At 44.6% G+C, this 22,137-nt stretch carries 17 protein-coding genes; 5 read left to right on the forward strand and 12 right to left on the reverse strand.

Annotation, left to right across the window (positions count from 1 at the left end):
* Positions 1–84: 84 nt before the first annotated feature.
* The gene (locus ACH3Y6_RS01215) at positions 85–879 is read left to right on the forward strand and encodes a GLPGLI family protein (protein WP_490833740.1); all 795 of its coding nucleotides are present in this window, start codon (positions 85–87) and stop codon (positions 877–879) included.
* A gap of 342 nt (positions 880–1,221) precedes the next feature.
* Here ACH3Y6_RS01215 and ACH3Y6_RS01220 read toward each other — a convergent pair whose 3' ends face one another.
* The 12 genes from ACH3Y6_RS01220 to ACH3Y6_RS01275 all read right to left on the reverse strand — a co-directional run bounded on the left by ACH3Y6_RS01220 (position 1,222) and on the right by ACH3Y6_RS01275 (position 17,043).
* On the reverse strand, positions 1,222–4,032 hold the full coding sequence (locus ACH3Y6_RS01220; protein ID WP_490833741.1) for an outer membrane beta-barrel protein: 2,811 nt from the start codon (positions 4,030–4,032) through the stop codon (positions 1,222–1,224).
* Positions 4,033–4,212: 180 nt separating this feature from the next.
* Positions 4,213–4,941: a BamJ family beta-barrel-assembly machinery protein gene (gene bamJ, locus ACH3Y6_RS01225; protein ID WP_490833742.1), complete on the reverse strand. Its 729-nt coding sequence runs from the start codon at positions 4,939–4,941 to the stop codon at positions 4,213–4,215.
* Positions 4,942–5,019: 78 nt separating this feature from the next.
* Positions 5,020–6,354: an argininosuccinate lyase gene (argH, locus tag ACH3Y6_RS01230; RefSeq protein WP_490833743.1), complete on the reverse strand. Its 1,335-nt coding sequence runs from the start codon at positions 6,352–6,354 to the stop codon at positions 5,020–5,022.
* Positions 6,351–7,421 carry a M20 family metallo-hydrolase gene (locus ACH3Y6_RS01235; protein ID WP_490833744.1) on the reverse strand — a complete coding sequence of 357 codons (1,071 nt, stop codon included), beginning with the start codon at positions 7,419–7,421 and terminating at the stop codon, positions 6,351–6,353. The genes argH and ACH3Y6_RS01235 overlap by 4 nt, the downstream gene beginning before the upstream one ends.
* Positions 7,414–8,199 (reverse strand): acetylglutamate kinase, encoded by a 786-nt coding sequence (gene argB / locus ACH3Y6_RS01240; RefSeq protein WP_490833745.1) that lies wholly within the window; start codon positions 8,197–8,199, stop codon positions 7,414–7,416. Before argB ends, ACH3Y6_RS01235 begins: the two co-directional genes overlap by 8 nt.
* Positions 8,200–8,204: 5 nt before the next feature.
* Positions 8,205–9,179 carry a Rossmann-fold NAD(P)-binding domain-containing protein gene (locus ACH3Y6_RS01245; RefSeq protein WP_490833746.1) on the reverse strand — a complete coding sequence of 325 codons (975 nt, stop codon included), beginning with the start codon at positions 9,177–9,179 and terminating at the stop codon, positions 8,205–8,207.
* Positions 9,180–9,258: 79 nt separating this feature from the next.
* A complete protein-coding gene (locus ACH3Y6_RS01250; RefSeq protein WP_490833747.1) occupies positions 9,259–10,404 on the reverse strand; it encodes an aspartate aminotransferase family protein in 1,146 nt (381 codons plus the stop codon).
* 76 nt (positions 10,405–10,480) lie between these two features.
* Positions 10,481–11,461 carry an N-acetyl-gamma-glutamyl-phosphate reductase gene (gene argC, locus ACH3Y6_RS01255; protein ID WP_490833748.1) on the reverse strand — a complete coding sequence of 327 codons (981 nt, stop codon included), beginning with the start codon at positions 11,459–11,461 and terminating at the stop codon, positions 10,481–10,483.
* 3 nt (positions 11,462–11,464) lie between these two features.
* Positions 11,465–11,812 carry a cupin domain-containing protein gene (locus ACH3Y6_RS01260; protein WP_490833749.1) on the reverse strand — a complete coding sequence of 116 codons (348 nt, stop codon included), beginning with the start codon at positions 11,810–11,812 and terminating at the stop codon, positions 11,465–11,467.
* Positions 11,809–13,041, reverse strand: a complete 1,233-nt coding sequence (locus tag ACH3Y6_RS01265; protein WP_490833750.1) for an argininosuccinate synthase — start codon at positions 13,039–13,041, stop codon at positions 11,809–11,811. Before ACH3Y6_RS01265 ends, ACH3Y6_RS01260 begins: the two co-directional genes overlap by 4 nt.
* A 53-nt stretch (positions 13,042–13,094) precedes the next feature.
* On the reverse strand, positions 13,095–13,808 hold the full coding sequence (locus tag ACH3Y6_RS01270; protein ID WP_490833751.1) for a GNAT family N-acetyltransferase: 714 nt from the start codon (positions 13,806–13,808) through the stop codon (positions 13,095–13,097).
* Between the two features lie 403 nt (positions 13,809–14,211).
* Positions 14,212–17,043, reverse strand: coding sequence for an outer membrane beta-barrel protein (locus ACH3Y6_RS01275; RefSeq protein WP_490833752.1), 2,832 nt, complete (start codon positions 17,041–17,043; stop codon positions 14,212–14,214).
* 301 nt (positions 17,044–17,344) lie between these two features.
* Here ACH3Y6_RS01275 and ACH3Y6_RS01280 point away from each other — a divergent pair, with 301 nt between their 5' ends.
* The 4 genes from ACH3Y6_RS01280 to ACH3Y6_RS01295 all read left to right on the forward strand — a co-directional run bounded on the left by ACH3Y6_RS01280 (position 17,345) and on the right by ACH3Y6_RS01295 (position 22,089).
* A complete protein-coding gene (locus tag ACH3Y6_RS01280) occupies positions 17,345–17,713 on the forward strand; it encodes a hypothetical protein (protein WP_490833753.1) in 369 nt (122 codons plus the stop codon).
* Positions 17,714–17,891: 178 nt separating this feature from the next.
* Positions 17,892–20,192 (forward strand): TonB-dependent receptor, encoded by a 2,301-nt coding sequence (locus ACH3Y6_RS01285; RefSeq protein WP_490833754.1) that lies wholly within the window; start codon positions 17,892–17,894, stop codon positions 20,190–20,192.
* A 62-nt stretch (positions 20,193–20,254) separates the two neighbouring features.
* Positions 20,255–21,757, forward strand: coding sequence for a PepSY domain-containing protein (locus ACH3Y6_RS01290; RefSeq protein WP_490833755.1), 1,503 nt, complete (start codon positions 20,255–20,257; stop codon positions 21,755–21,757).
* Complete coding sequence (locus tag ACH3Y6_RS01295; RefSeq protein ID WP_490833756.1) at positions 21,754–22,089, forward strand: YHS domain-containing protein; 336 nt, start codon at positions 21,754–21,756, stop codon at positions 22,087–22,089. Before ACH3Y6_RS01290 ends, ACH3Y6_RS01295 begins: the two co-directional genes overlap by 4 nt.
* Positions 22,090–22,137: the final 48 nt, after the last annotated feature.

Below are 22,137 nucleotides of genomic sequence, written 5' to 3' on the forward strand. Positions count from 1 at the left end.
TACCTTTTATTAACCTTAATTAACTTTTGAGTAAGCATCCTTAACCAAGCACTGGTTTAGATTTGAGATCTAAAACCAACACACATGAAAAGAGTTGTTTTCCTATTTACAGGCATGGTTTGCCTGAGCGCCCTGAAAGCCCAGGTGAAAGAGGGTACCATCGTTTACGAGCAGAAAACCAATATGCACAGGGCCATCCAGGATGAGCAGATGAAGGCAATGATACCGGAATTCAGAACAGCTAAGTTCATGCTATTATTCAGCGATAGCATCTCCGTATACAAAACCGTTCCGGAAGATGAGGCTCCCGATCCTTTTGCAGGTGGTAATGGAATGCGTGTCATCACCCGTTTTGGTGCAGGTAGTGGAGACCTCTATAAGAATCTCAGCCAGGCAAAATCGGTTCAGACTGCTGAACTGGGAGGCAGGAATTTTCTGATCACCGATTCTATCCGGCAGCAACCCTGGAAACTGGGAACAGAAACCAAAATCATCCTTGGTTATACCTGTCATAAAGCTACCCGAAAAATAATGCAGGCAGCCGGTGGTATCCGCCGTATTGTAATGGGTGGCGGCAACACTGATACCAGCAGCCAAACCCGTCAGCAGGCTAAGGAAGTGGAAGTAGTGGCCTGGTATGCCGATGATCTGGTAAGTCCTGTTGGACCTGAGAATTACGGCCAGTTACCCGGCGTTATCTTACAGCTGGACGTTGACAATGCCGCCAACATATATACTGCTACCGAGATCAAAAAAACAGTCGATCTGAAAGAACTAAAGGAGCCTAAAAAAGGGAAAGTAATTACCCGCCAGGAATTCACAAAAATGATGACCGAAATGATGAGCAATGGTGGCGGAGGATTCAGGATAGGTGGATAATAAGATAAATCATTTGAAAAAAGCCCGTCTGAACAAACGGGCTTTTTCAGGTATATCTCGTGCAGTATCCTGATGAACTGTTCTTTTCGCTGTAACTATGCTATGCAGGGCAATATGCTCTATCTTCGAACTATTGCACTCTTTGCTGTTATCCCGACAGCATGGTACCAGTTCCTGAAATATCGCTGGCTCAAAACGCAGCGGGATATACACCTCTAATAACCTATAATTACTGATCGATAGAAGTTTTTGCAACCCCATTCTACATAGAGCTATCATCACCCAACAACAAGCCCCGCTCTTTCCTGAACGGGGCTTGTTACCTATTTTTAGATAAATCATCTATCCGCCAACCCTTACTACCATTCTGGGACCTTGCGCCGAATTGCCTGCTTTGTTCAGGTTAAAAGTAAAACTCATCAGGAAGTAACGTTGCAGCACATTATAACGGGTATCTTCAATATAGTTCTGGTTGGCATTCCGGCTGATCCCCTGGTTCTGGTTCAGGATATCATAAGCCGTCAACTTAATCTCGGCACGTTTGTTTTTCAGGAAACTTTTTGCCACCGATGCATTCCAGAATGCCACATGGGTATTAAAACCGTCTGCCCTTCCTGAATTAATTGTGTAGTTCATATTATTGTTGATCACTAAGCCCCATGGCAGATAATTGGTCATATCCAGTCCATATACTTGCTGCAGGTAATTGCTGTTCAACTGTGACTGTAAAGAATATTTTGCTTTACTAAAATTGAACCTGCTGGTCACCTGTAGGTCCAGTTTATTCTCCAGAGAGAACTGGTAGTTCAAATTAGGCCCTATCCCGATATTATCAATTCCATTCTCCGCACCATTTACAAAACTGATATTGTGCAGCATATTAACACCCACACCCATATCCACCCTCGATTTGATCTTCTTCAGCGGGAACCCGGCATTCACCTGTCCGAACAATGTATAATTACCATTGGCATTGACCGGCATGGTCACCCGTGAACCATTGTTTTGCACCTGGTCTGCATTTACGATAGCATTATTCACCCTGGATGCAGACAGGAATACAACCATATTCCGTTGCGTGAACGTATTAACCGCAAAATAATTCATAGACAGGGACTGGGTGTAACTTCTCTTCAGGTTGGGATTTCCGGTATAGGTATTCAGTGGATCACTTACATCCACTACTGGCTGTAACTGCAGGGTGCTGGGTTGCATAGTGGAAGTGACATAGTTAAGAATAATACTACTGGAGCTGTGTACCCGATATTGTATATTGGCATTGGGCAACAGGTCTGTAAATGTTTGCCTGATCACATTGCCATTGGTGTTATTGGTACTGTTTAAAGTGGCTCCCTGCAATGAGGTTCCCAAGGTAAAACTGGCTTTTTTCTGGTTGGAGCGAAAGCTGACACTGCCGCCTGTATAGGAATATTCACTCTTGAAATCGTTGCTCTGTAAAATGTTGAACTGGTCGTACTTGCCAGTAGTAACCCCATAATCATATGTTGTGCGCTTGCTGTCTCCTACATTGGTACTGTAAAATGCGCTAAGTTCAAGCAATGATTTTTTTCCGATTGGCTCTGTATATACCAGGTTGGCACCCACACTGCGGCTAACAGCTTCGCGACGGTTTTTCTGGTTGGTGATCGAGTCTTTCAACCCCACTCCATTGGCATAAAAGGTATTTCGTGTATAGAGGTCACCGCTTTGTTTACTGTCGTTATATGCGAGGCTGATCGTACTGGATAAAGTTCTTCCCTTTTTTTGAAAACGCTTACGCAATAAGGCATTCCCACCAAAGTTGAACGCATCGGAATGCGTTTTGCTGTCTGTCATACCCGAGTTTAATTTCATCCCTTTGTTATCGACCGATATATAATCACTGGTACTCCTGGTATCTGTTTGCTGTGTCGTAAACTGCGGTGTAAACTTAACAGAGTGAAAGCTGTCGATCTTGCTGTCGATAGTTATATTCAACCGCTGTTGCTTATTGTTGCGAGAGGTGTTGCTGTTAGACTCATAAGTGAAATTATTCCCTGGTAAAAGGTTCTGACGGATGGTATTGCGATCGGTACGGAGGTCGATATTCGTTCCCATGGCACTTCCGTTAAAATCGGTCTTTTTATTCCAGAGATCATTGAAATTGACGCCACCTGCCACTGTGGTAGCCACACCCTGCTGGTTTTGTCCGAAACCTGTAACCGGCAACCCATTATCGTCCGATCCGCCGGCGCGAACTGTGATACCACCACCACTGCGCATACCCCTTGATAACTCTCCTGTAAAATTCAATACATCCATGATAGAGAATCCCTGCCTGTTGGTATTGTTAGCCATGCCGATCATTGATAATTGCTGATCGCCATTGAACTTGTTGACATTGGTCTGGCCATCATAACGTTCGTTGGACCCCGCACCAGCCATCAATTTGCCAAAAAGGGATTTGTTCCGGTCTTTTTTGAGTTTTAGGTTAATGGCTTTCTCGCTTTGTCCATCATCAACCCCGGTAAATTCAGACCGGTCTGATTTCTTATCAAATACCTGTACCTTATCAATCGCATCGGCATCCAGGTTACGGGTAGCCATTTTGGGGTCTCCTGTAAAAAATTCTTTCCCATTCACCAGTACACGATTGATGCGCTGCCCATTTACCCGAACCGTACCATCATTGTCTACGGTAACCCCTGGCAACTTCTTCAGCAGGTCTTCCACTACTGCGTTGGGTTGGGTCTTAAAATTTTCGGTATTGAACTCTACCGTATCGTTATTAATGGTAACGGGTGCACGACGTGCGGTAACGGTCACATTACCCGTGCTCTGTATATCCAGCATAGCTACATTACCCAGGCTGATCTCTTTGGCGTCGCCGCTGACATCAAGGTCTTTCCATACAGGAAGATAACCCACATAGGATGCAGAGAGGAGGTAACGGCCTTTGGCGATACCGGGTAACCTGAACTTACCGGTAGAATCCGCCCGGGTAAAACTAACCAGTGTGGAATCTTTGGCATTTACAATAGAAACGGTGGCATAAGCCAGGCCTTTCTTAGAAACCGTATCAAAAACAGTTCCCCTGACCGTTGACGGCGTTTGCTGGGCCCAGGAAAAAAATGGTAGTAGAAAAACAAAAAACAGGATACAGATCCGGTACATAGCCTTCATATTTTAAGTTGCCAAAAATAGCCGACTAAAGACAGAGAAGCGGTTAATAAACTTTGAGGAAAGGTTAATGAAGGTTAAAGTAACCAAAAACAAACCGGGACATTCCATGGTCACTATATAATGATCACAGAATGTCCCGGTTATCAGGAGTTTGGGTTCCCCTTTTATCAATCAGTTTTCTACTCCAAGTAATTCCACTTCAAAAATCAGTGTAGCGCTTAGCCCAATATTAGGCGGACCATTATCGCCATAGGCCAGGTCGGCAGGAATGTATAGTTTCCACTTACTGCCAACTGTCATCAATTGCAGACCTTCCTGCCAGCCACGAATTACATTGGCCAGAGGAAAAGTGATCGGTTCTCCCCTGTCAACCGAGCTGTCAAATTTGGTTCCGTTGATCAGGGTTCCGGTATAATGGCATTTTACCTTACTGTCCAATGTAGGTTTGGTATTATCCGTTCCAGCTTTCAGCACTTCGTATTGCAGGCCACTGGGCAAGGTTACCACACCGGCACGTTTCCCGTTTTGCGCCAGGAATGCCTGTCCTTCTTTTTTGGCAGCAGCAGCTTTTCCCTCACTGGCGGTTTGTTGAAAACGGGTAAAACATTGTTGTATGGCCGCATCATCCAGCAATACGGCTTTATTTGCCTTTTGATCGGCCAGGCCTTTCTGAAAAAGTGCCATGTTCACATTATCAAAACCCTGTGCTTTCAGACTCTGCGCAATACGAACGCCCAAGGCATAACTGGTACTGTCCAGGTTATTTTTGAAAGGATTGGGAGACACCGTTTTTTTTACAGCTGGTTTTGCTGCCGGCTTGCTGACAGCAGTTTTTTTTGCCTGTGAAAATCCTGCCATAACCAGGAGTAAACAGGTAAAAACGAGAAACGATTGCTTCATGTTGTTGTTTTTGTGAAGATCAAAGAAACGTAAATTATCTTAAACTCGCCGGCGTCCTTCTTTCCTGCAGGAAAACGATCATCCTGCCAGGTCCCTGATAGCAGCATTTACTTTCTGGAAACCGAATTGGTTCAGGGTCTGTTGCATCATGTCTCCTACCTTACCGTTACAAAGATTACCGATACTGCCTTCATGCACATGTTTAACCCCGGTAGTATAGGTAAACCTGCCTTCTTCAATGGCCATACCCACCTGTTTATAGGCATCCCGGAAAGGAATCCCCTGCAGCACCAGCTTATTCACTTCTTCCACGCTGAATACATATTTGTATTTTTCATCGGCTAGAATATTCTCTTTGACACTGATATTGGATAACATCAGGCTAACCATATTCAGGCAATCTTTCAATGTCTGAAACGCAGGAAACAGGTGTTCCTTCAGCAATTGCAGATCGCGATGGTATCCTGAAGGCAGATTGCTTGTCATCATGAGCACTTCATTAGGCAATGCTTTCAGCCGGTTGCAGTAGGAACGTACCAGCTCAAACACATCGGGATTCTTTTTGTGTGGCATAATACTGGAACCGGTTGTGAGTGAAGCCGGGAAACTGATAAAATCAAAGTTCTGGTTCAGGTATAAACAGGCATCCATGCTCAGTCGCGACAAAGTATCGGCCAGGTTAGCCAATGCCATGGCGGTAATCCGTTCTGCCTTGCCACGGCCCATTTGCGCATATACCACATTGTAATTCAGGTCTGCAAAACCGAGCAATTGAGTAGTCATGGTTCGGTTAATGGGGAATGAGGAACCATATCCGGCAGCTGAACCCAGGGGGTTTTTGTTCACCACCTGGTAAGCGGCCTGCAGAGTGATCATATCATCAACAAGGCTTTCTGCATAGGCGCCAAACCATAAGCCGAAAGATGAAGGCATAGCCAGCTGCAAGTGCGTATAACCAGGAAAAAGGTGGTCCTTGAATTGTTCACTTTGCTGTTGCAAGAGTTGGAACACTGGTTGCACTTCTCTTACCAGCTCTTCAATCTCATTACGCAGAAAAAGTTTCACATCAACCAGCACCTGGTCATTCCGGCTGCGGGCTGAGTGGATCTTTTTACCGGTATCACCCAGTTTCTGGGTGAGTAGCAGCTCTACCTGCGAATGTACGTCTTCTATTCCTTCCTCTATAGTGAATTGCCCTTTACCGATGAGCTGATAGATATTCCGTAACTCAGCAATCAGTTTATCAGCCTCATCCCCGGTAAGCAACCCCACACTGGCCAGCATTTTTGCATGTGCGATGGACCCCAGCACATCAAAAGGTGCCAGGAGAAGATCGAATTCCTTATCCCTTCCTACAGTGAATTTTTCCACCAGACGGGAGGTATCTGTGTTGTCTTTACTCCACAGTTTCATAACACTTGCTTTAATAATTGAATATAGAGATCTATCCCTTTTTGTATTTCCTCTACAAAAATAAACTCATCCGCTGTATGACTGCGTGCACTGTCGCCAGGACCCATTTTCAGGGTCTGGAAAGGCATCAGGGCTTTGTCGCTGGTGGTGGGTGAGCCATAATAAGATTTACCCAGTTTTATTCCCGACTGCACCAATGGATGATCCAGACTGATAGAAGTAGAACGCATCCGCAGACTTCTGGGAACGACTTCGCTCTTCACATGGCTTCTGATGATTTCCAGCACTTCCTCAAAAGTATACAATTCATTCACCCGTACATCCACCACAAAACGGCAGGAAGAAGGAACCACATTATGGGCCTTGTTCTCCGTTTCTATCACGGTCACTGACATTTTTACTTTCCCCAGTAATGGTGATACTTTTTCGAATACAAAATTGCGGAACCATTCTATGTCGGTCAGCGCTTTGTATAAAGCATTCTCTCCTTCTTCACGGGCTGCATGTCCTGCTTTACCTGTGGCTGTCACATCCAGTACGAGTAAACCGCGTTCTGCAATGGCCATGTCCATCAACGTAGGTTCTCCCACAATACCGCATTCAATTTCCGGCAGGTGCTGGAGCAGGACTTCAATACCATTCCTTCCGGATATTTCTTCTTCAGCTGTTGCCGCAAAAACAAGGTTGTATTTCAGGTCTTTGGCTTCGTAAAAGTACAGGAACACGGAAAGCAGTGACACCAGGCATCCGCCGGCATCATTACTGCCGAGGCCGTATAATTTACCATCTTTGATATTCGGTGCAAATGGGTCTAGGGTATATGCTTTATTGGGTTTAACCGTATCGTGGTGCGAATTGAGTAATAGACACGGTTTGCCTGCCTCAAAATATTTGTTCTTTGCCCAAACGTTGTTCAGGTAACGCTGGGTACTTACCCCATGTTGCTGGAGGAAGTTCTCCAGAATGGTGGCTGTCTCGTTTTCTTCTTTACTGAAAGAAGGGGTGGCGATCAATTGTTGTAATAGTTCAACCGCTTTGCCTGTTAGTATATGTTGTTGGTCATTCATAGCGAATGGTTGTCCCTGCACTGCCGGCAATCAGCCCAGGTAATTGTTCTGCCTTCCCGATGATCACTTTACCTACTCCTTTTGCTAATGCTGCAAAAGCATTGTCGAGTTTAGGTATCATCCCGGCAAATATTAATTGTTGTTGTTTTAGTTCGTTATAATAAGCAGGACCCATTTCAGGGATCACTGAATTTTCATCATTTACATCCAGTAATACACCAGTTTTCTCAAAGGAATAGATCAGCGATACCTGGTATAGATGGGCCAGCGAAGTGGCCAGTTCCTGTGCAATGGTATCTGCATTGGTATTCAGCAAATCGCCTTTTGCATTGTGTGTAATGGGAGCTGCTACAATGGTAATATCCTGGTCAAGCAATGATTTTGCCAGGCCCGTATTTACGGTATCCACATCACCTACAAAACCATAATCAATGGTAGCGTGTGTTCTTTTATGTGCCAGCAGCAGATTACCGTCGGCCCCGGTAAGACCTATAGCATTACAACCATATGCCTGCAATTGTGCCACAATATTTTTATTAATGTAACCGGCATATACCATGGTTACAATCTTCAGTGTTTCTGCATCGGTGATTCGCCGTCCATCCACCATCTGTTGCTGTATGCCCATCTGGTCGGCCAGTCGGGTGGCCAGTTTACCACCTCCGTGTACCAGTATTTTTTTTCCTTCGACAGCGGCAAAAGACTGAAGGAATGAAGAAAGCTTCACTTCATCATCAATGATATTCCCGCCGATCTTTATGATATGCACTGACTCCACGTTATTTATTTTCCTGTTGCTGTCAATATTTCTGATAATACCGCCTGTGCCGCCCATACCCTGTTACCGGCCTGCCGGGTTACGAGGCTATGTGTGCTATCCAGTACCTCATCGCTGAGCTCTACATTTCTTCTCACAGGTAAACAATGCATCACTTTTGCATTGTGTGTCGTTTTCAATTTTTCTTCGGTGAGCATCCATCCCGGATCGTTCTCGTAGATCTTACCGTAATCATTGTATGTGCTCCAGTTTTTCACATACACAAAATCTGCATCTTTCAGGGCCTCATCCTGGTTATGTGTAATGGTGGCTCCTTTGGTAAATTCTTCAGCCAGTTCATAATCCTGCGGGTGTGTGATCACAAAATCCGCTTCCCCCCAGGCATTCACCCATTGTGCAAAACTGTTGGCAACACATTGCGGCAGGGGTTTTACGTGTGGCGCCCAGGTAAGTACCACTTTAGGTTTTCTGGCACCGCCTGCCGGTTCTTTTTTCAACGACTCTGTAATGGTGATGATATCTGTTAACGATTGTAATGGGTGCAGTGTGGCGCTTTCCAGGCTTACCACGGGAACGCCCGCATATTTGATGAACTGGTTAATATACATTTCGCTGTAATCATCTTCCCGGTTCTTTAGAGAAGGGAATGTTCTGATACAGAGAATATCGAAATACTGTCCCAAAATCGGAGCAGCATCTTTTACATGCTCCGCAGTACTGCCGCTCATGATAGCCCCTTCCTCAAACTCGAGTGCCCAGCCTTCTTTATCTACGTTGAACACCACTGCTTCCATCCCGAGGTTCTTGGCCGCTATCTGCGTACTTAATCGTGTACGCAAACTGGGGTTCAGAAACAACAGACCGATTCGTTTGTCGGCACCGAGATTCCTGTCGGCCAATGGATTGGCCTTATATGCCAGTGCCTTTGCTACCAGCGCATTAATATCGGTTACGTCTTTAACAGAAATGAATTTTCTCATTTACTACCCGAAAGGGAATTTTATGGTTATCAACTTTTGTACTGTTATGATACTTCCTGATGTCACGGTCTGAAGCTTGCTACTTGCTCTTAAGTTCATCTATCGCTTCTGCCAGTGAAGCCAGGAACTCATCAATCTGTTTTTTGGATAAAGCCAGGGAAGGTAACAACCTGATCACATTGGGTTTTGCTTCTCCTGTGAACACTTTGAAATCAAAAAGCAGTTTCTTTTTCAGGTCCTTTAGTTCTTCCGGCAGGTCAAACCCAATCATCAATCCGCGACCACGAACATTCTTTAATTCGGGAATGGCTTTCAGTTGCTCTATCAGGTATGCACCGTTAGTTTTGGCATTTTCTATCAAACGTTCCTCTTCCATCACTTCCAGCACCGCCAGTGCAGCAGCACAAGCCAGTTGGTTACCACCGAATGTGGTGCCCAGCATCCCATGTTTGGGTTGGATTTTTGGTGCAATAAGGATTCCGGCTACAGGAAAACCATTTCCCATGCCCTTGGCCATGGTGTAAATGTCTGCATTCACGCCTGCAAAATCATGCGCGAAAAAAAGGCCGCTTCTACCATAACCACATTGTACGCTGTCCGCTATATATACCGCTCCATGTTCATCGCAGAGGCTTCTGATCAATTGAAGGAAAGATTCGTTGGCAATATTGATACCGCCCACACCCTGTATACCTTCGATGATCACCGAAGAGATCTCTTTGCCATATTCTGCAAAACAGGCTTTGAGCGCATTCTCATCATTAAAGGGCAGAAAGATCACATTATCCGTTTCATTCACCGGTGCAACAATCGCAGCATTATCCGTTGCAGCCACCGCCAGTGATGTTCTTCCATGAAAAGACTTACTGAAAGCGACGATCTTTTTGCGCCCGTTATAAAAAGATGCCAGCTTAAGCGCATTCTCATTGGCTTCTGCACCACTGTTACAGAGGAACAGCTGATAATCTTCTTTGCCACTCAAACGGCCCAGTTTGTCAGCCAGCTCTTTCTGGATAGGAATTATCACTGAATTAGAATAAAACGCAATCTTCTCCAGCTGTTCTTCAATCCTTTTTACCCAGTGCGGGTGGGTATGGCCAATGCTGATCACAGCATGTCCGCCATACATATCTAAATATTGTACGCCTTCCTGATCCCATACATAAGAGCCTTTCGCATTTGTGATGGTGATATTATTAAGCGGATAAACATCAAATAATTTCATATTTCTATTCTTTATAAAACAACAATCAGCTTAATGGTTCCAATTAGTTGATTGTAGTTTCTTTTTTGAAAAAAAGCTAAAAATAATTTGCCTTCAATCTTAAGCCTGATGTCTCCTCAAGACCAAAGATCAGATTCATATTCTGTACTGCCTGCCCGCTGGCCCCTTTCAGTAAATTATCGATGGCCGAATGCACCACAATCTTGGTTCCTTGCTTTTCTACATGCAGCAGGCACTTGTTGGTATTCACCACCTGTTTCAGATCAATCATACCATCACTCACATGTGTGAACAAATGCTCCTGGTAATAGGATTTGTATAATTGTTTGATCTCTTCTGCAGGCAACCCACAGTCGATCACAGAACTGATATAGATACCACGGGTAAAGTCTCCCCGCCAGGGCACAAAGTTCACATACATGCCATCATTGCCCTGCAGTTGCTGCAGGCTCTGGTGAATCTCATTGATGTGCTGGTGTTGCAAGGATTTGTATGCCTGTATATTATTGGCCCGCCAGCTAAAATGGGAAGTACTACTCAAACTCTGGCCTGCACCGGTAGAACCCGTGATCCCCGTTGTATACACATCTCCCAACACACCTGCTTTGGCCAATGGTAACAGGCCCAGCTGAATAGCTGTGGCAAAACATCCGGGATTAGCAATATTGGAGGCAGTCTGAATAGCAGTCTTGTTCAACTCAGGCAACCCATACACAAAATTTCTTTCGCCTATCGCTGATTTACCCAACAGTCGAAAATCCTGCGACAGGTCAATCACTTTGATATGTGCTGCAACTGCATTTTCAGTCAGGAACTTTTTGGCATCACCATGTCCTACGCAAAGAAACAATACATCAATATCATCCTTCAAAGTGTTTGTAAAGACGACATTTGTTTCACCGATCAAATCGGCATGTACCTTACTTACTGCATTCCCCGCATTACTGGTGCTATGTACAAAAGAGAGTTCAACATCAGGATGATTGATCAGTAACCTGATCATCTCACCACCGGTGTATCCTGCTCCGCCAACGATACCTGCTTTTATTTGTTTCATAGTTTATAGGTTGATCCTGTCGCCCACGGTTGATGGTTGCGACGAGAGGATAAATTCAATGGCTGACGTTGTATGATTGATGACACGATGTTGCTTACCTGCCGGAATATGGATGCCTTCCATTTCATTCACAATAATGCACGCATCTTCTACCTCGAACAAGGCGCTTCCTTTCAATATGAAGAAGAACTGTTGTGCATGTTGATGATAGTGCAATACCTCACTGGTACCGGCAGGCATTCTTTCCTGCTTCACAGAAAGCGTGGACTCCTCCACAAAGTTCCATCCATCACAACCATCGCCCCACCGGTAGTGTGCAAGAGGTGCCTGTATGGAAACCTTTACACTCATTTGTTCGATTCGGTGATATGATGATAAATACCTGTCTGATTGCCGAAGATCTTGGAGAACCCTCTTACATCATCGCCTGTCCAGCCGCTATTCATTTCGCCATACTTGCCAAACTTGCTGCTCATCAGGTCGTACTTAGACTCAATGCCAATCACCTGGAAACGGTAAGGCAGTAACTGTACAAATACATCGCCGGTAACATGAGCCTGTGAACTTTCCAGATAGGCTTCGATATCACGCATTACTGGATCCAGGATCTGACCCTCATGCAGCCAGTTACCATAGAATTGTGCCAGCTGGTCTTTCCAACCCAGCTGCCATTTGGTTAATACATGTTTTTCCAGTGCATGGTGCGCTTTTAGAATTACCATCGGTGCGGCTGCTTCAAATCCTACCCGGCCTTTGATACCGATGATGGTATCACCCACATGTATGTCACGTCCCAACCCATACGAACCGGCGATCGTCTGCAGGTATTGTATAGCTTGTGACGGATGATCGAATTTTGTATCGTTAACAGCTGTCAGTTCCCCTTTTTCAAAATGCAGTTTCACTTCTTCCTCTCCCGTTTTGGTAACCTGTGTAGGCCAGGCAGATTCGGGCAGGATGCCTTTTGACTGAAGTGTTTCTTTTCCTCCCACACTGGTTCCCCATAATCCTTTATTGATGGAGTAGGCTGCTTTTTCAAAATTCATTGTTACACCCTTCTCTTTCAGGTATTCTATCTCTGCTTCACGGCTCAGTTTCATATCACGGATTGGGGTAATGATCTCCACACCCGGGATCATGATGTTAAAGATCATGTCGAAACGAACCTGGTCATTACCAGCGCCGGTACTTCCATGTACCACAGCCTTCGCATGCAGCTTTTTCGCGTGCTCGGCAATGTGCAGGGCCTGGCTTAAACGCTCGGCACTGACACTTAACGGGTAAGTATTGTTCTTCAGTACATTTCCGTAGATCAGGTATTTGATGATACTGTCATAATAACTCTTCACCGCATTCACCGTGGTATGTGTTTTTACACCCAGTGCATATGCATGTTTTTCGATCTGTGCCAGTTCCTCATCACTAAAACCACCTGTATTTACGATCACACTGTGCACTTCGTATCCCTTATCTTCTGTAAGGTATTTTACACAAAAAGAAGTATCCAATCCGCCACTGAAACCCAGTACTACCTGGTCGCCCTTCTGTAATGTGGTGTTGCTTGCTGTTTCGGTTTTCATTGCTTGCTGTATTTTCTGTGATCTGACTATTGTTGTTCCTGCAGCGAACAGTGCTACAGATTAAAAAATTGCTGAAAGATGGATCTGGGTTTGTTTCCTACGCCGGTTCCACTGCCTGTTTCTTTTTTGCGGAACAAACGCAGCAGTTTGCTTTGTTTGATCTTCATAAAACGTTCATATAATTTTGAGTTCTGCTTAAACTCTTCTGATGTTTCCGTTGGTTCATAATGATCTGCAGGATCATATAACATAGCTGTGCATAAACAGTTCTTCCTGCCTTTACTCATGAGAATATCATAGTTCACGCAGCTTTTACAACCCGCCCAAAACTCTTCGTCATCAGTCAGTTCGCTATAAGTAACCGGTTCATAACCCAGGTCGCTGTTGATCTTCATCACCGCAAGACCGGTAGTTAACCCGAATATTTTTGCGTTGGGGTATTTCTGACGGGAAAGATTGAATATGGTCTGTTTGATCCTCTTGGCTGTTCCGCTTTTGCGGAATGCGGGTGCCACAATCAGTCCGCTATTGGCCACAAACTGCTCATGGCCCCAAACTTCGATATAACAGAAACCCACCCAGGTACCATCAGGCAGTACAGCGATCACCGCTTTACCTTCCTCCATCTTCTTGGCAACATATTCCGGACTGCGTTTGGCAATACCGGTTCCACGGGCCTTGGCTGAGGACTCCATCTCGTCTGTTATAGTCTGTGCGTAATGGGTGTCGCCACCGTTCGCTACACGAACAATAATATTATCTTCCAACTTGTACTGATTAATAGAGTGAAAAAGAAAACACCTGCTGTGTTTGTAGATCCAATTCCGGGAGAAATTCCACTGATAGGGGCAAGTGCCAGTTGCTCGTCCTATCAGCAACCACGTCGTGGTCGCGGGAGGGAGTTACACGGGAGAGTTGCCGGGGCCATGGGCTCAGCAGCAGTAACTACCGGGGAGAGATTAATATGTATAAAAGGCTGTTTCACTGATGGGTGTCTAAAATCCCTTTAAAAATTTTTGTAAAAGTATAACAGTTTGAATTATGAGGGCCATTTTTTTTCCAAAAGTTTGGTTAAGGCCTGACTTCAGCAAAAAAAAGGCCGCCGGGATTACCAGGCGGCCTTAAACTTCTATATAAGGAGTGTTTGAGTCTGCAGAAAACTATTGAACGTTAGTTACCGCCCCTGCGGTTACCGCCGAAATTACCCCCTCCCATCATACCGCCTCCCATCCTTCCGTCTGGGAACATACCCCGCATCATCTGGCCGCGCTGTTGCTGTTGTGCCCCGAATGAACGCAGATTATACGTGAAAGTGAGCATAAAATAGCGGGTCAAGGTATTGGAAATGCTGTTCACAATCTGGTTGGCCGTTGCAGAGGAGCTGACCGCTTTGTTCTGTCCCAACACATCAAAACAACTCAAACGCAGTTCACCCGCTTTGTTCTTCAGGAACTGTTTGGCGATGGAGGGTGTGATCAGGAATACCGTTGTGTTATATCCTGCCGGACGATTGCCATAATGCGTATAATCAAAATCGCTGGCTAATATCCACCCATTGTTGGAATACAGTGTGAAGTCTGCCGCAAGACTGGCGGTGGTATAATTGGTATTCTGACTGGTTGAAAGCGAGTTCCTGATCGGGTTGATTCCGTAGGATGCGCTCAGGTTCATATCAAAATTATTTTTCAGGTTTGTGGTCCACTTCACAGTTTCGGTGATCGTAGTGCTTCGGGTCTGGTTCCGCACATTGTTCAGCAGCGACTGCCCACTGGCATACCGGATATCTGTCTGAAGATTCAGGTTCGATTTGGGATGTTTGATCGGGAATCCATACATGAAATAACCAGAGAGGTTATATGTGCTTCCCAGGTTCACATAAGTGGTGGTCTTACCACCGTTGGGGTTCTGAGTGATGGAACTCACGATATCATTCCCGGTAATCGATCCACTGATCGTTGCCAACACCAGCTTCTGTGTGAACGGATCAAATGAATTAAACAGGATCCGGATATTATTATTGAAAGAAGGTGTCAGGTTCGGATTACCCACCTGGAAATTAATGGAATCTGTAGTGGTTCTAACCGGCTGCAACTGGGTAGTATTTGGCTGTCCTGTATTTCCCCGGTAAAACACCCGCAGGCTCCTGGTACGCGAAAAATTATAGGTAAAAAACAGGTTGGGTGTAAAATTCACAAAGTCCCGTTTCACCACCACATTTTTAGTGGTGTTCGTACTGTTGATATTGGTGAACTGGAGCCCGGAACCTATGTTCAGGCTGAATTTCGTCTGCTGCAGGCGCCAGCTCAGGTTAGCGGTATTCGACGTGTTGGTGTATTTGTATGAATTACTGAACAGGCTGTCGAACTTACTGAATTTGCCTGATGCATTATCAAAGTTATATGAAGCGTTGGTACTGTTGCTATTACTATAATTATAAGAATACCGCAACTCGATCATCTGGTTTTTACTCAGTGGTTCTGTAAATGATAGAGTAGGGTTGAAACTTACGGAACGTGATGAATCTACATAATGCTGGTTGATGGTATCGCTCTTGATAAATGGTTTGTAATAAGAGTTGACTGAATAGATAAGTCCATCGCCATTGTTCTCACTGGCCGAAAAGTTCATATCAAGAGATACTGTACGTCCGCGTTTGGCGAAACGATGACGCAGGGTAAGATTGGACCCGTTCACATTATACCCGCTGTTATAGCTGGAAGTCCTGCTGGATGATCTGTAAATAGGTGTATTGTTCTTACCGCCTGTAGTTACCGTTTCGGAACTTGATACAGGGTTACTGCTCTGTAACCGGAAATTAGGACGGAAGATCAATGAGTTCATTGAATCAATCCGGTCTTCAATGTTAAAGGTAAAACTGTGGTTCTCTGATTTTGTTTCCGCAGCGGAGGTAGATGCATTATAGGTAGATGAATCCGTATTCAGGATATTTTCCACCAAACTGTTTTGTCCGGTCTTTACTTTTGATGTGTTGTAAAAATAACTTCCATAAGCATCTACTTTAGGGCTCCAGGCATCACGGTAATTCAATCCCCCGGCCAATACAGAAGTGATGCCATTACTGGAATTTCCGCCACCACCGCCACCGAATCCGCCACCACCAAATCCTCCACGACCACCGCCGCCGCCAATATTGTTCTGGCTGAAATTCTGTTTATTGATATCGTTTGCCTGGCCCAGGAAAGTCAGCTGCCTGTCGCCATTGATGCGCGTGAAATTAAAGCTCTCATCATATCTGCCATCCGTACCGATGCCCGCCACCGCTTTCCCGAACAATCCTTTTTTCTTGTCCTTTCTGGTAGTGATATTGATCGTCTTGATACGGTTCCCATCATCAAACCCGCTGAACTTTGCCTGGTCGCTCTGGTCATCAAACACCTGGATCTTGTCGATCACATCGGGCGGAAGATTCCTCGTAGCCATTCTAGGATCATCGCCAAAAAAACGTTTCCCATCTACCAGTACCCGCTGCACAGTTTCGCCCTGCGACTTGATAGAACCATCTTTGGCAACTTCCATACCCGGGATCTTTTTCAGCAGATCCTCCGCAACGGCATTGGGTTTGGTCTTGAAAGCAGAAGCACTCACTTCCAGCGTATCCTTTCTCATACGCACCACCGATTCCGTAACGGTCACATTACCCAGGTCGTTGGCCGCCGTTCTCAGGTAAATATTTCCCAGGTTAACAACGGCATTGGTGGCAGAGAAAATGATCTTTTTGGAGTAAGGCTCGTATCCCTGGAATTTCACCTGCAGGATCATCTCGCCAAAAGGAATGTTCAACAAAGAAAAACTACCATCCTCTTTGGCAAGGGTGAACACTTCCAGGGTGGAATCACGGGCATCCAGTATGGTTACTGAAGCATCTTTCAATGATTGTTTATTGAGCGAGTCAATCAACCTGCCCTTTACCGAACCGGAATTTTGGGCCGACACGGTAGCGAACAAAAAAACAAGGACTATAAAAAAAGCAATTCTGCGCATAACATTTCGGATATAATTCTGAAAACAAATATCGTTTTCCTTAATCGGCTGTTTCGGAGTATCCAGACCAACGGAAAACTACTGTGATAGTTGGGTATCAGTGATACAAAATCGGTGAAAACTTCTATGGGATAGGTAGGGTAATCCAGGATCGCCGTTTAGGGGATGAAAAGGGTTGCTCACCGAAGAAGCATACACGAATAGTCTGAAATTATTGCAGATACCCCCTGTATTATGACTTGCCGCATAAAAAAACCATTGTTCTGGTATTATTTTGCAGTCATAATGAATGGTATTTTTCATGTTTAAACAGATCGCTACCGGTATATTACTGCTTTGCCTGACACTGCAAACGTTAAGCAGTTCGGCCATTGTAGGTAGCTATTATGTAAACAAAGACTCTTTTGCCCGCAATTGTGTAAACAAAGCCAAGCCTCAACTCCACTGCAACGGCAAGTGCCAGATGCTGAAAAAATTACAACAGGAGGAGAAAAAAGACAGCCAGAATCCTGAGCGCCGCAATAACGGTAAGGAAACGGTCATTTCTTCTAAATCTTTTTTTGCAGTAATTTCCCTGGTCAGAAATTATATCGTTTTCTCCTATGCTGTGCAACCCGTTCCACCTATCATCGGGTTGGCCCATAGTATCTTTCATCCACCCTGCTTCTGAGTCCCTTCCCGGAGCTACCAGACCCGATCATATCCTGTATTAACATCGTTTGGGGGCAAAACACTACTGCCTCTAAAGCAGCAGTATACCTGTAGCGCCAATATATCTTATTACAACCATTCCTGCTCAGTGCGATAAGTCTATCAACAGGGTGCTTTTCGCATGCAAAAAATAAAAGATGAAAAAAATTGCGATATTTTTTTTAACAATTCTACCTGCCATCCATCTGTTGGCACAATCAGAACAAACCATTCAAGGCAAAGTGTTCGATGCAATTAGCAAAGAACCCCTTCAAAGCGCTATCGTAAGTGATTCCAGAAAACATACGGTTCTGACAGATGCCACCGGTAAGTTCCAGATACGCACCAACGACGGAACACTGACCATACAACATACCGGTTTTGAAACCGCCCAATTCACGGTAAAGGACACTACAAACATGCATGTGGCGCTTACTCCTTCCAATAGAGAACTTCAGCAAGTTGTGGTCAGCGCCAACCGGACTTCTGAAAAAAGAAGTGAAGCGCCAATTGCCATTGGTGTTATCAGCAAACAGACCATGGAAGATACCAAAGCCAACCGCTTAGATCAGTTACTGAATAAAGTCAGCGGTGTATTTATGGTGAACCTCGGTAATGAGCAGCATGAAATGAGTATCAGGCAGCCTATGACCACCAAAAGCCTTTTCCTGTATATGGAAGATGGTATCCCCATTCGCAGTTCGGGAATTTATAATCACAATGCATTACTGGAAATGAATATGACAGCAGCAAGGTCTATCGAAGTGATCAAAGGACCAGCATCTGCCCTGTATGGGGCAGAAGCGATAGCTGGCGCTGTCAATATCATTACCCAGTCATCGCCGGCTTTCACCAACGGTACCGTTAGCACCCAGATTAACAACAACGGGTATAAACGAGTAGATGTTCAGGCTGGAAGCAGTTGGGGCAAATGGGGACTCCTAGCCAGCGGATATTACGCCAACCGGAGCAATGGACCTGTTGACTATAGTGACTTTCATAAAACCGCCTTTTCGATCAGAACCGATTACCGTGCCAATACCAGTACCAGTTGGAGTAACACATTCAGCTATATAGATTACTACAGCGACATGACTGGCGCATTGGACAGTCTGAAATTTGCGCAGCGTAACTACAGTACACCCCATAGTTTTACTTTTCGCAGTGTACATTCTTTACGTTTCAAATCCATGTTAAGAAAACAGTGGAACGAAAAATCAGAAACAACCATTACGGCTTTATACCGGAACAACTTCATTGACCAGAATCCATCATATTCAGTGGGCAGTACTGCCAATCCTTTGTTATTTCGCGGACAGATCAACAAAAATGCTTTCCAGACCTATGCATTTTTTATACAGCATACTAAAAAAATCAACTGGCTTAACAGCAAATTGATTGCCGGTGCAAGTATAGATATCAGTCCTCAGAACTATAACGCCCGGTTTATCTGGATCAGGAAAAATTCGGTCACGGAAAAATACAGTGACTACTATGCGCCTTCACCTGACTCTTTATTAAGCAATTATCAAACAGACATCAGCAATCTTGCCTCTTTTATTGATCTCGAAATAAAACCATGGAAAGGGTTCAAGATCGTAACAGCTGTCAGATATGATGCGTTCCGATATAATTTCAGGAACCATCTTCCTGCATCTGCTTCTTCAGGTGCGCCTTCTACCATCAATAGTTTCAGCAGGCTCACCCCAAAAATCGGGTTTACCTATAACCGAAATGGCATTGGTTTTTACGGTAACTACAGTGAAGGATATGTACCGCCACAAATTACAGAACTCTTCAACAGCACAAAAGTTCCCTATCTGCAACCACAAACCTTTTTCAATTATGAGATCGGCGGATGGTTATCTATTCTGCAAAATAAACTATACGTCGACTGGAGTCTGTACCGGATGGATGGCCGCAATGAAATCATTTCGGTAAAACAAAATGATGGCACTACCATTAATCAAAACGCCGGTAAAACACGCCATACGGGAATTGAATATGGGATCACTTATCACCCTGTCAAAAGCTGGATGTTCCGTATAAGTGCCACCAATGCCTATCACCAGTTCATCGAAAATGTGGTAAAAGGAATTAATTACAACGGAAAGGAAATGAGCGCTGCACCACGCTTTATCGGGAATGCAGAGCTTACGCATAAGCCTGCCTGTCTGCCCGGACTTCGCATCAGTGTTGAATGGCAGCATCAAAATGGCTATTTCATGGACGACCTGAATGCCTATCGTTATAAGGGATTTGATCTGATTAACCTGCGAGTAGGTTATACTGTAATGCATACCGAAGTATGGATAAACATTCTGAATGCAGGTAACCTCTACTATTCAGGATTTGCTTCCAAATCTGCAGCCCAGGGATCTGGATCCTACACCTATAACCTGGGTGATCCCAGAGAAATTACGTTAGGCATCAGTTATACATTCGGGAAGAAAGGATAGAGCTCCCCTGTCCACCACAATCATACAGTTATCAAAATATATACACAGTAGATACATTTTCCATGCTGAAGAAAAAAATATACAGATGGCACCGCATCATATCCATCGTAGTTGCCTTACCGCTGTTTCTCTGGGCGGCTAGCGGTTTACTCCACCCGATTATGGCTAACATGCGGCCGGATGTAGCCAGTCAATGGATAAAAAGCCAACCTGTCAACAGTAGCCGGATACAGACTACCCTGCAACAGTCACTGCAACAGAACGGCATTGATTCATTAACGAATATCCGGATAGTGTCCATCAACAGCGCCTGGTTTTACCAGGTACAAACGGGTGTGCATAAAACACCTCTATACCTGAGTACACAAACGGGAAAGATATTAGTACACGGAGATATGTTATATGCAAAATATCTGGCTCAGCAGTTTCTTGAAAAAAATACCGGAACTACCTCAATCATACAAGCAACCCGTTTAACCCGTTTTGATGAAGAATATAAGCCTGGCAACCGGTTTTTACCTGTTTACAAAGTACAATTCAAGAGATCTGATAACATCAGAATATATGTGGAAACCCTGCAGGACCGGTTTGTATTGGCGGTAGATAACAAGCGGGCTCTATTCAGCAGGGTATTTACCCTCTTTCATACCTGGGGCTGGTTATCATTTATGGGTAAGGGAAGAATGGTGGTGGAGATCGTTCTACTGCTGTTACTCTTGTTTTCACTCGCTTCCGGTTTGTATATCTTTTGCACTACCCGACCCAAACCAACAAAAGGTAATCCTGCAATGAAAGCCAGGAAAAATCACCGCATCACTTCCATTTGTTTTGTGTTATTCACATTTATGTTCACGTTCAGTGGCTTACACCGTTTAATACAAAAAATTCCCAATGACACACGCAACAGTTACTATGATCAGCATTGGTTCCAAACTAGTAGTATCCCTCTCGATCTGGCAACAATTGAAGCCGTTGTAAAAAAGAAAATTCTTACGATTAGCCTGGTACACATGCACGGTCAATCCTACTGGCAGGTCCGGACCCCTTCTGCCAAATTCATTGATCCTAAATCTGCAGGGCATGGCCATGAAATGAGGGATCGTGAGATATTCTCGCCTGTTACTATCTATGTATCTGTTACTGATAACCAAATATTACCGCAGGGAGAAATAGCTTATGCCCGTTACCTGGCCAATTGCTTCAGCGGTTACACGGAAAAAGACATACAAAACACGGAAACGATCACTAAATTTGCGGGAGAGTATGGTTTTACCAATAAGCGATTACCCGTTTGTAAAATTACTTACGGAAAAGGCGGTCATCATGAACGTTACTATGTAGAAACTGCAACCGGAAAACTTGCCGCAAAGATCAGTGACCTGGACATGATAGAGAGTTATGGTTTTGCTTTCTTACATAAACATGAGTTTCTTGCAGGTTTTGGTAAAAAAGTAACAGATCTGAGTACCTTTTTCTGGTCTGCAGCACAGGTGATTATGGTGATAGTAGCTTTGTTGCTGTATATCAGCATACGTAAAAAGTCATTAAAAAAAACAATCATATGAAAAAAACAAATGCCCTGTATGCTTCTTTCATGATGCTGGTAACCGTATGCCTGTTGGCTGGAGCCTGCCAGTCTGAGCCCGCTAAAACAGAAGAGAAACCTGCCACCGACAGCATAGCCGCCATGCAGGTAACCGACAGCACCAGCAATGCATTTGAGCACCTGTTAGTTGATAATCAAAAAGATCCCAGCTGCGGTATGCCGGTAAGTGCTGGTATCCACGATACCGCGCATTATAAAGAGAAGGTATTGGGCTTCTGCTCAAAGGAATGTAAAGAAGCTTTCCAGAAAGATCCTGAAAAAATGATCGCCGCAGCAGAAATGAAAAAATAAGTATTAGCAATACCCCGCCTCTGAATTCAGAGAAGCATATAAAACAAA

Source organism: Sediminibacterium sp. FW305-C-269 (genome assembly GCF_058231045.1).

Coding starts and splice junctions, on each gene's coding strand:
- ACH3Y6_RS01295 (WP_490833756.1), top strand. CDS start 21,754: ATGAAAAAAACAAATGCCCTGTATGCTTCTTTCATGATGCTGGTAACC.
- ACH3Y6_RS01265 (WP_490833750.1), bottom strand. CDS start 13,041: ATGAAAACCGAAACAGCAAGCAACACCACATTACAGAAGGGCGACCAG.
- ACH3Y6_RS01275 (WP_490833752.1), bottom strand. CDS start 17,043: ATGCGCAGAATTGCTTTTTTTATAGTCCTTGTTTTTTTGTTCGCTACC.
- argH (WP_490833743.1), bottom strand. CDS start 6,354: ATGAAACTGTGGAGTAAAGACAACACAGATACCTCCCGTCTGGTGGAA.
- ACH3Y6_RS01235 (WP_490833744.1), bottom strand. CDS start 7,421: ATGAATGACCAACAACATATACTAACAGGCAAAGCGGTTGAACTATTA.
- ACH3Y6_RS01220 (WP_490833741.1), bottom strand. CDS start 4,032: ATGTACCGGATCTGTATCCTGTTTTTTGTTTTTCTACTACCATTTTTT.
- ACH3Y6_RS01250 (WP_490833747.1), bottom strand. CDS start 10,404: ATGAAATTATTTGATGTTTATCCGCTTAATAATATCACCATCACAAAT.
- ACH3Y6_RS01260 (WP_490833749.1), bottom strand. CDS start 11,812: ATGAGTGTAAAGGTTTCCATACAGGCACCTCTTGCACACTACCGGTGG.
- ACH3Y6_RS01245 (WP_490833746.1), bottom strand. CDS start 9,179: ATGAGAAAATTCATTTCTGTTAAAGACGTAACCGATATTAATGCGCTG.
- bamJ (WP_490833742.1), bottom strand. CDS start 4,941: ATGAAGCAATCGTTTCTCGTTTTTACCTGTTTACTCCTGGTTATGGCA.
- argC (WP_490833748.1), bottom strand. CDS start 11,461: ATGAAACAAATAAAAGCAGGTATCGTTGGCGGAGCAGGATACACCGGT.
- ACH3Y6_RS01285 (WP_490833754.1), top strand. CDS start 17,892: ATGAAAAAAATTGCGATATTTTTTTTAACAATTCTACCTGCCATCCAT.
- ACH3Y6_RS01215 (WP_490833740.1), top strand. CDS start 85: ATGAAAAGAGTTGTTTTCCTATTTACAGGCATGGTTTGCCTGAGCGCC.
- ACH3Y6_RS01280 (WP_490833753.1), top strand. CDS start 17,345: ATGTTTAAACAGATCGCTACCGGTATATTACTGCTTTGCCTGACACTG.
- ACH3Y6_RS01290 (WP_490833755.1), top strand. CDS start 20,255: ATGCTGAAGAAAAAAATATACAGATGGCACCGCATCATATCCATCGTA.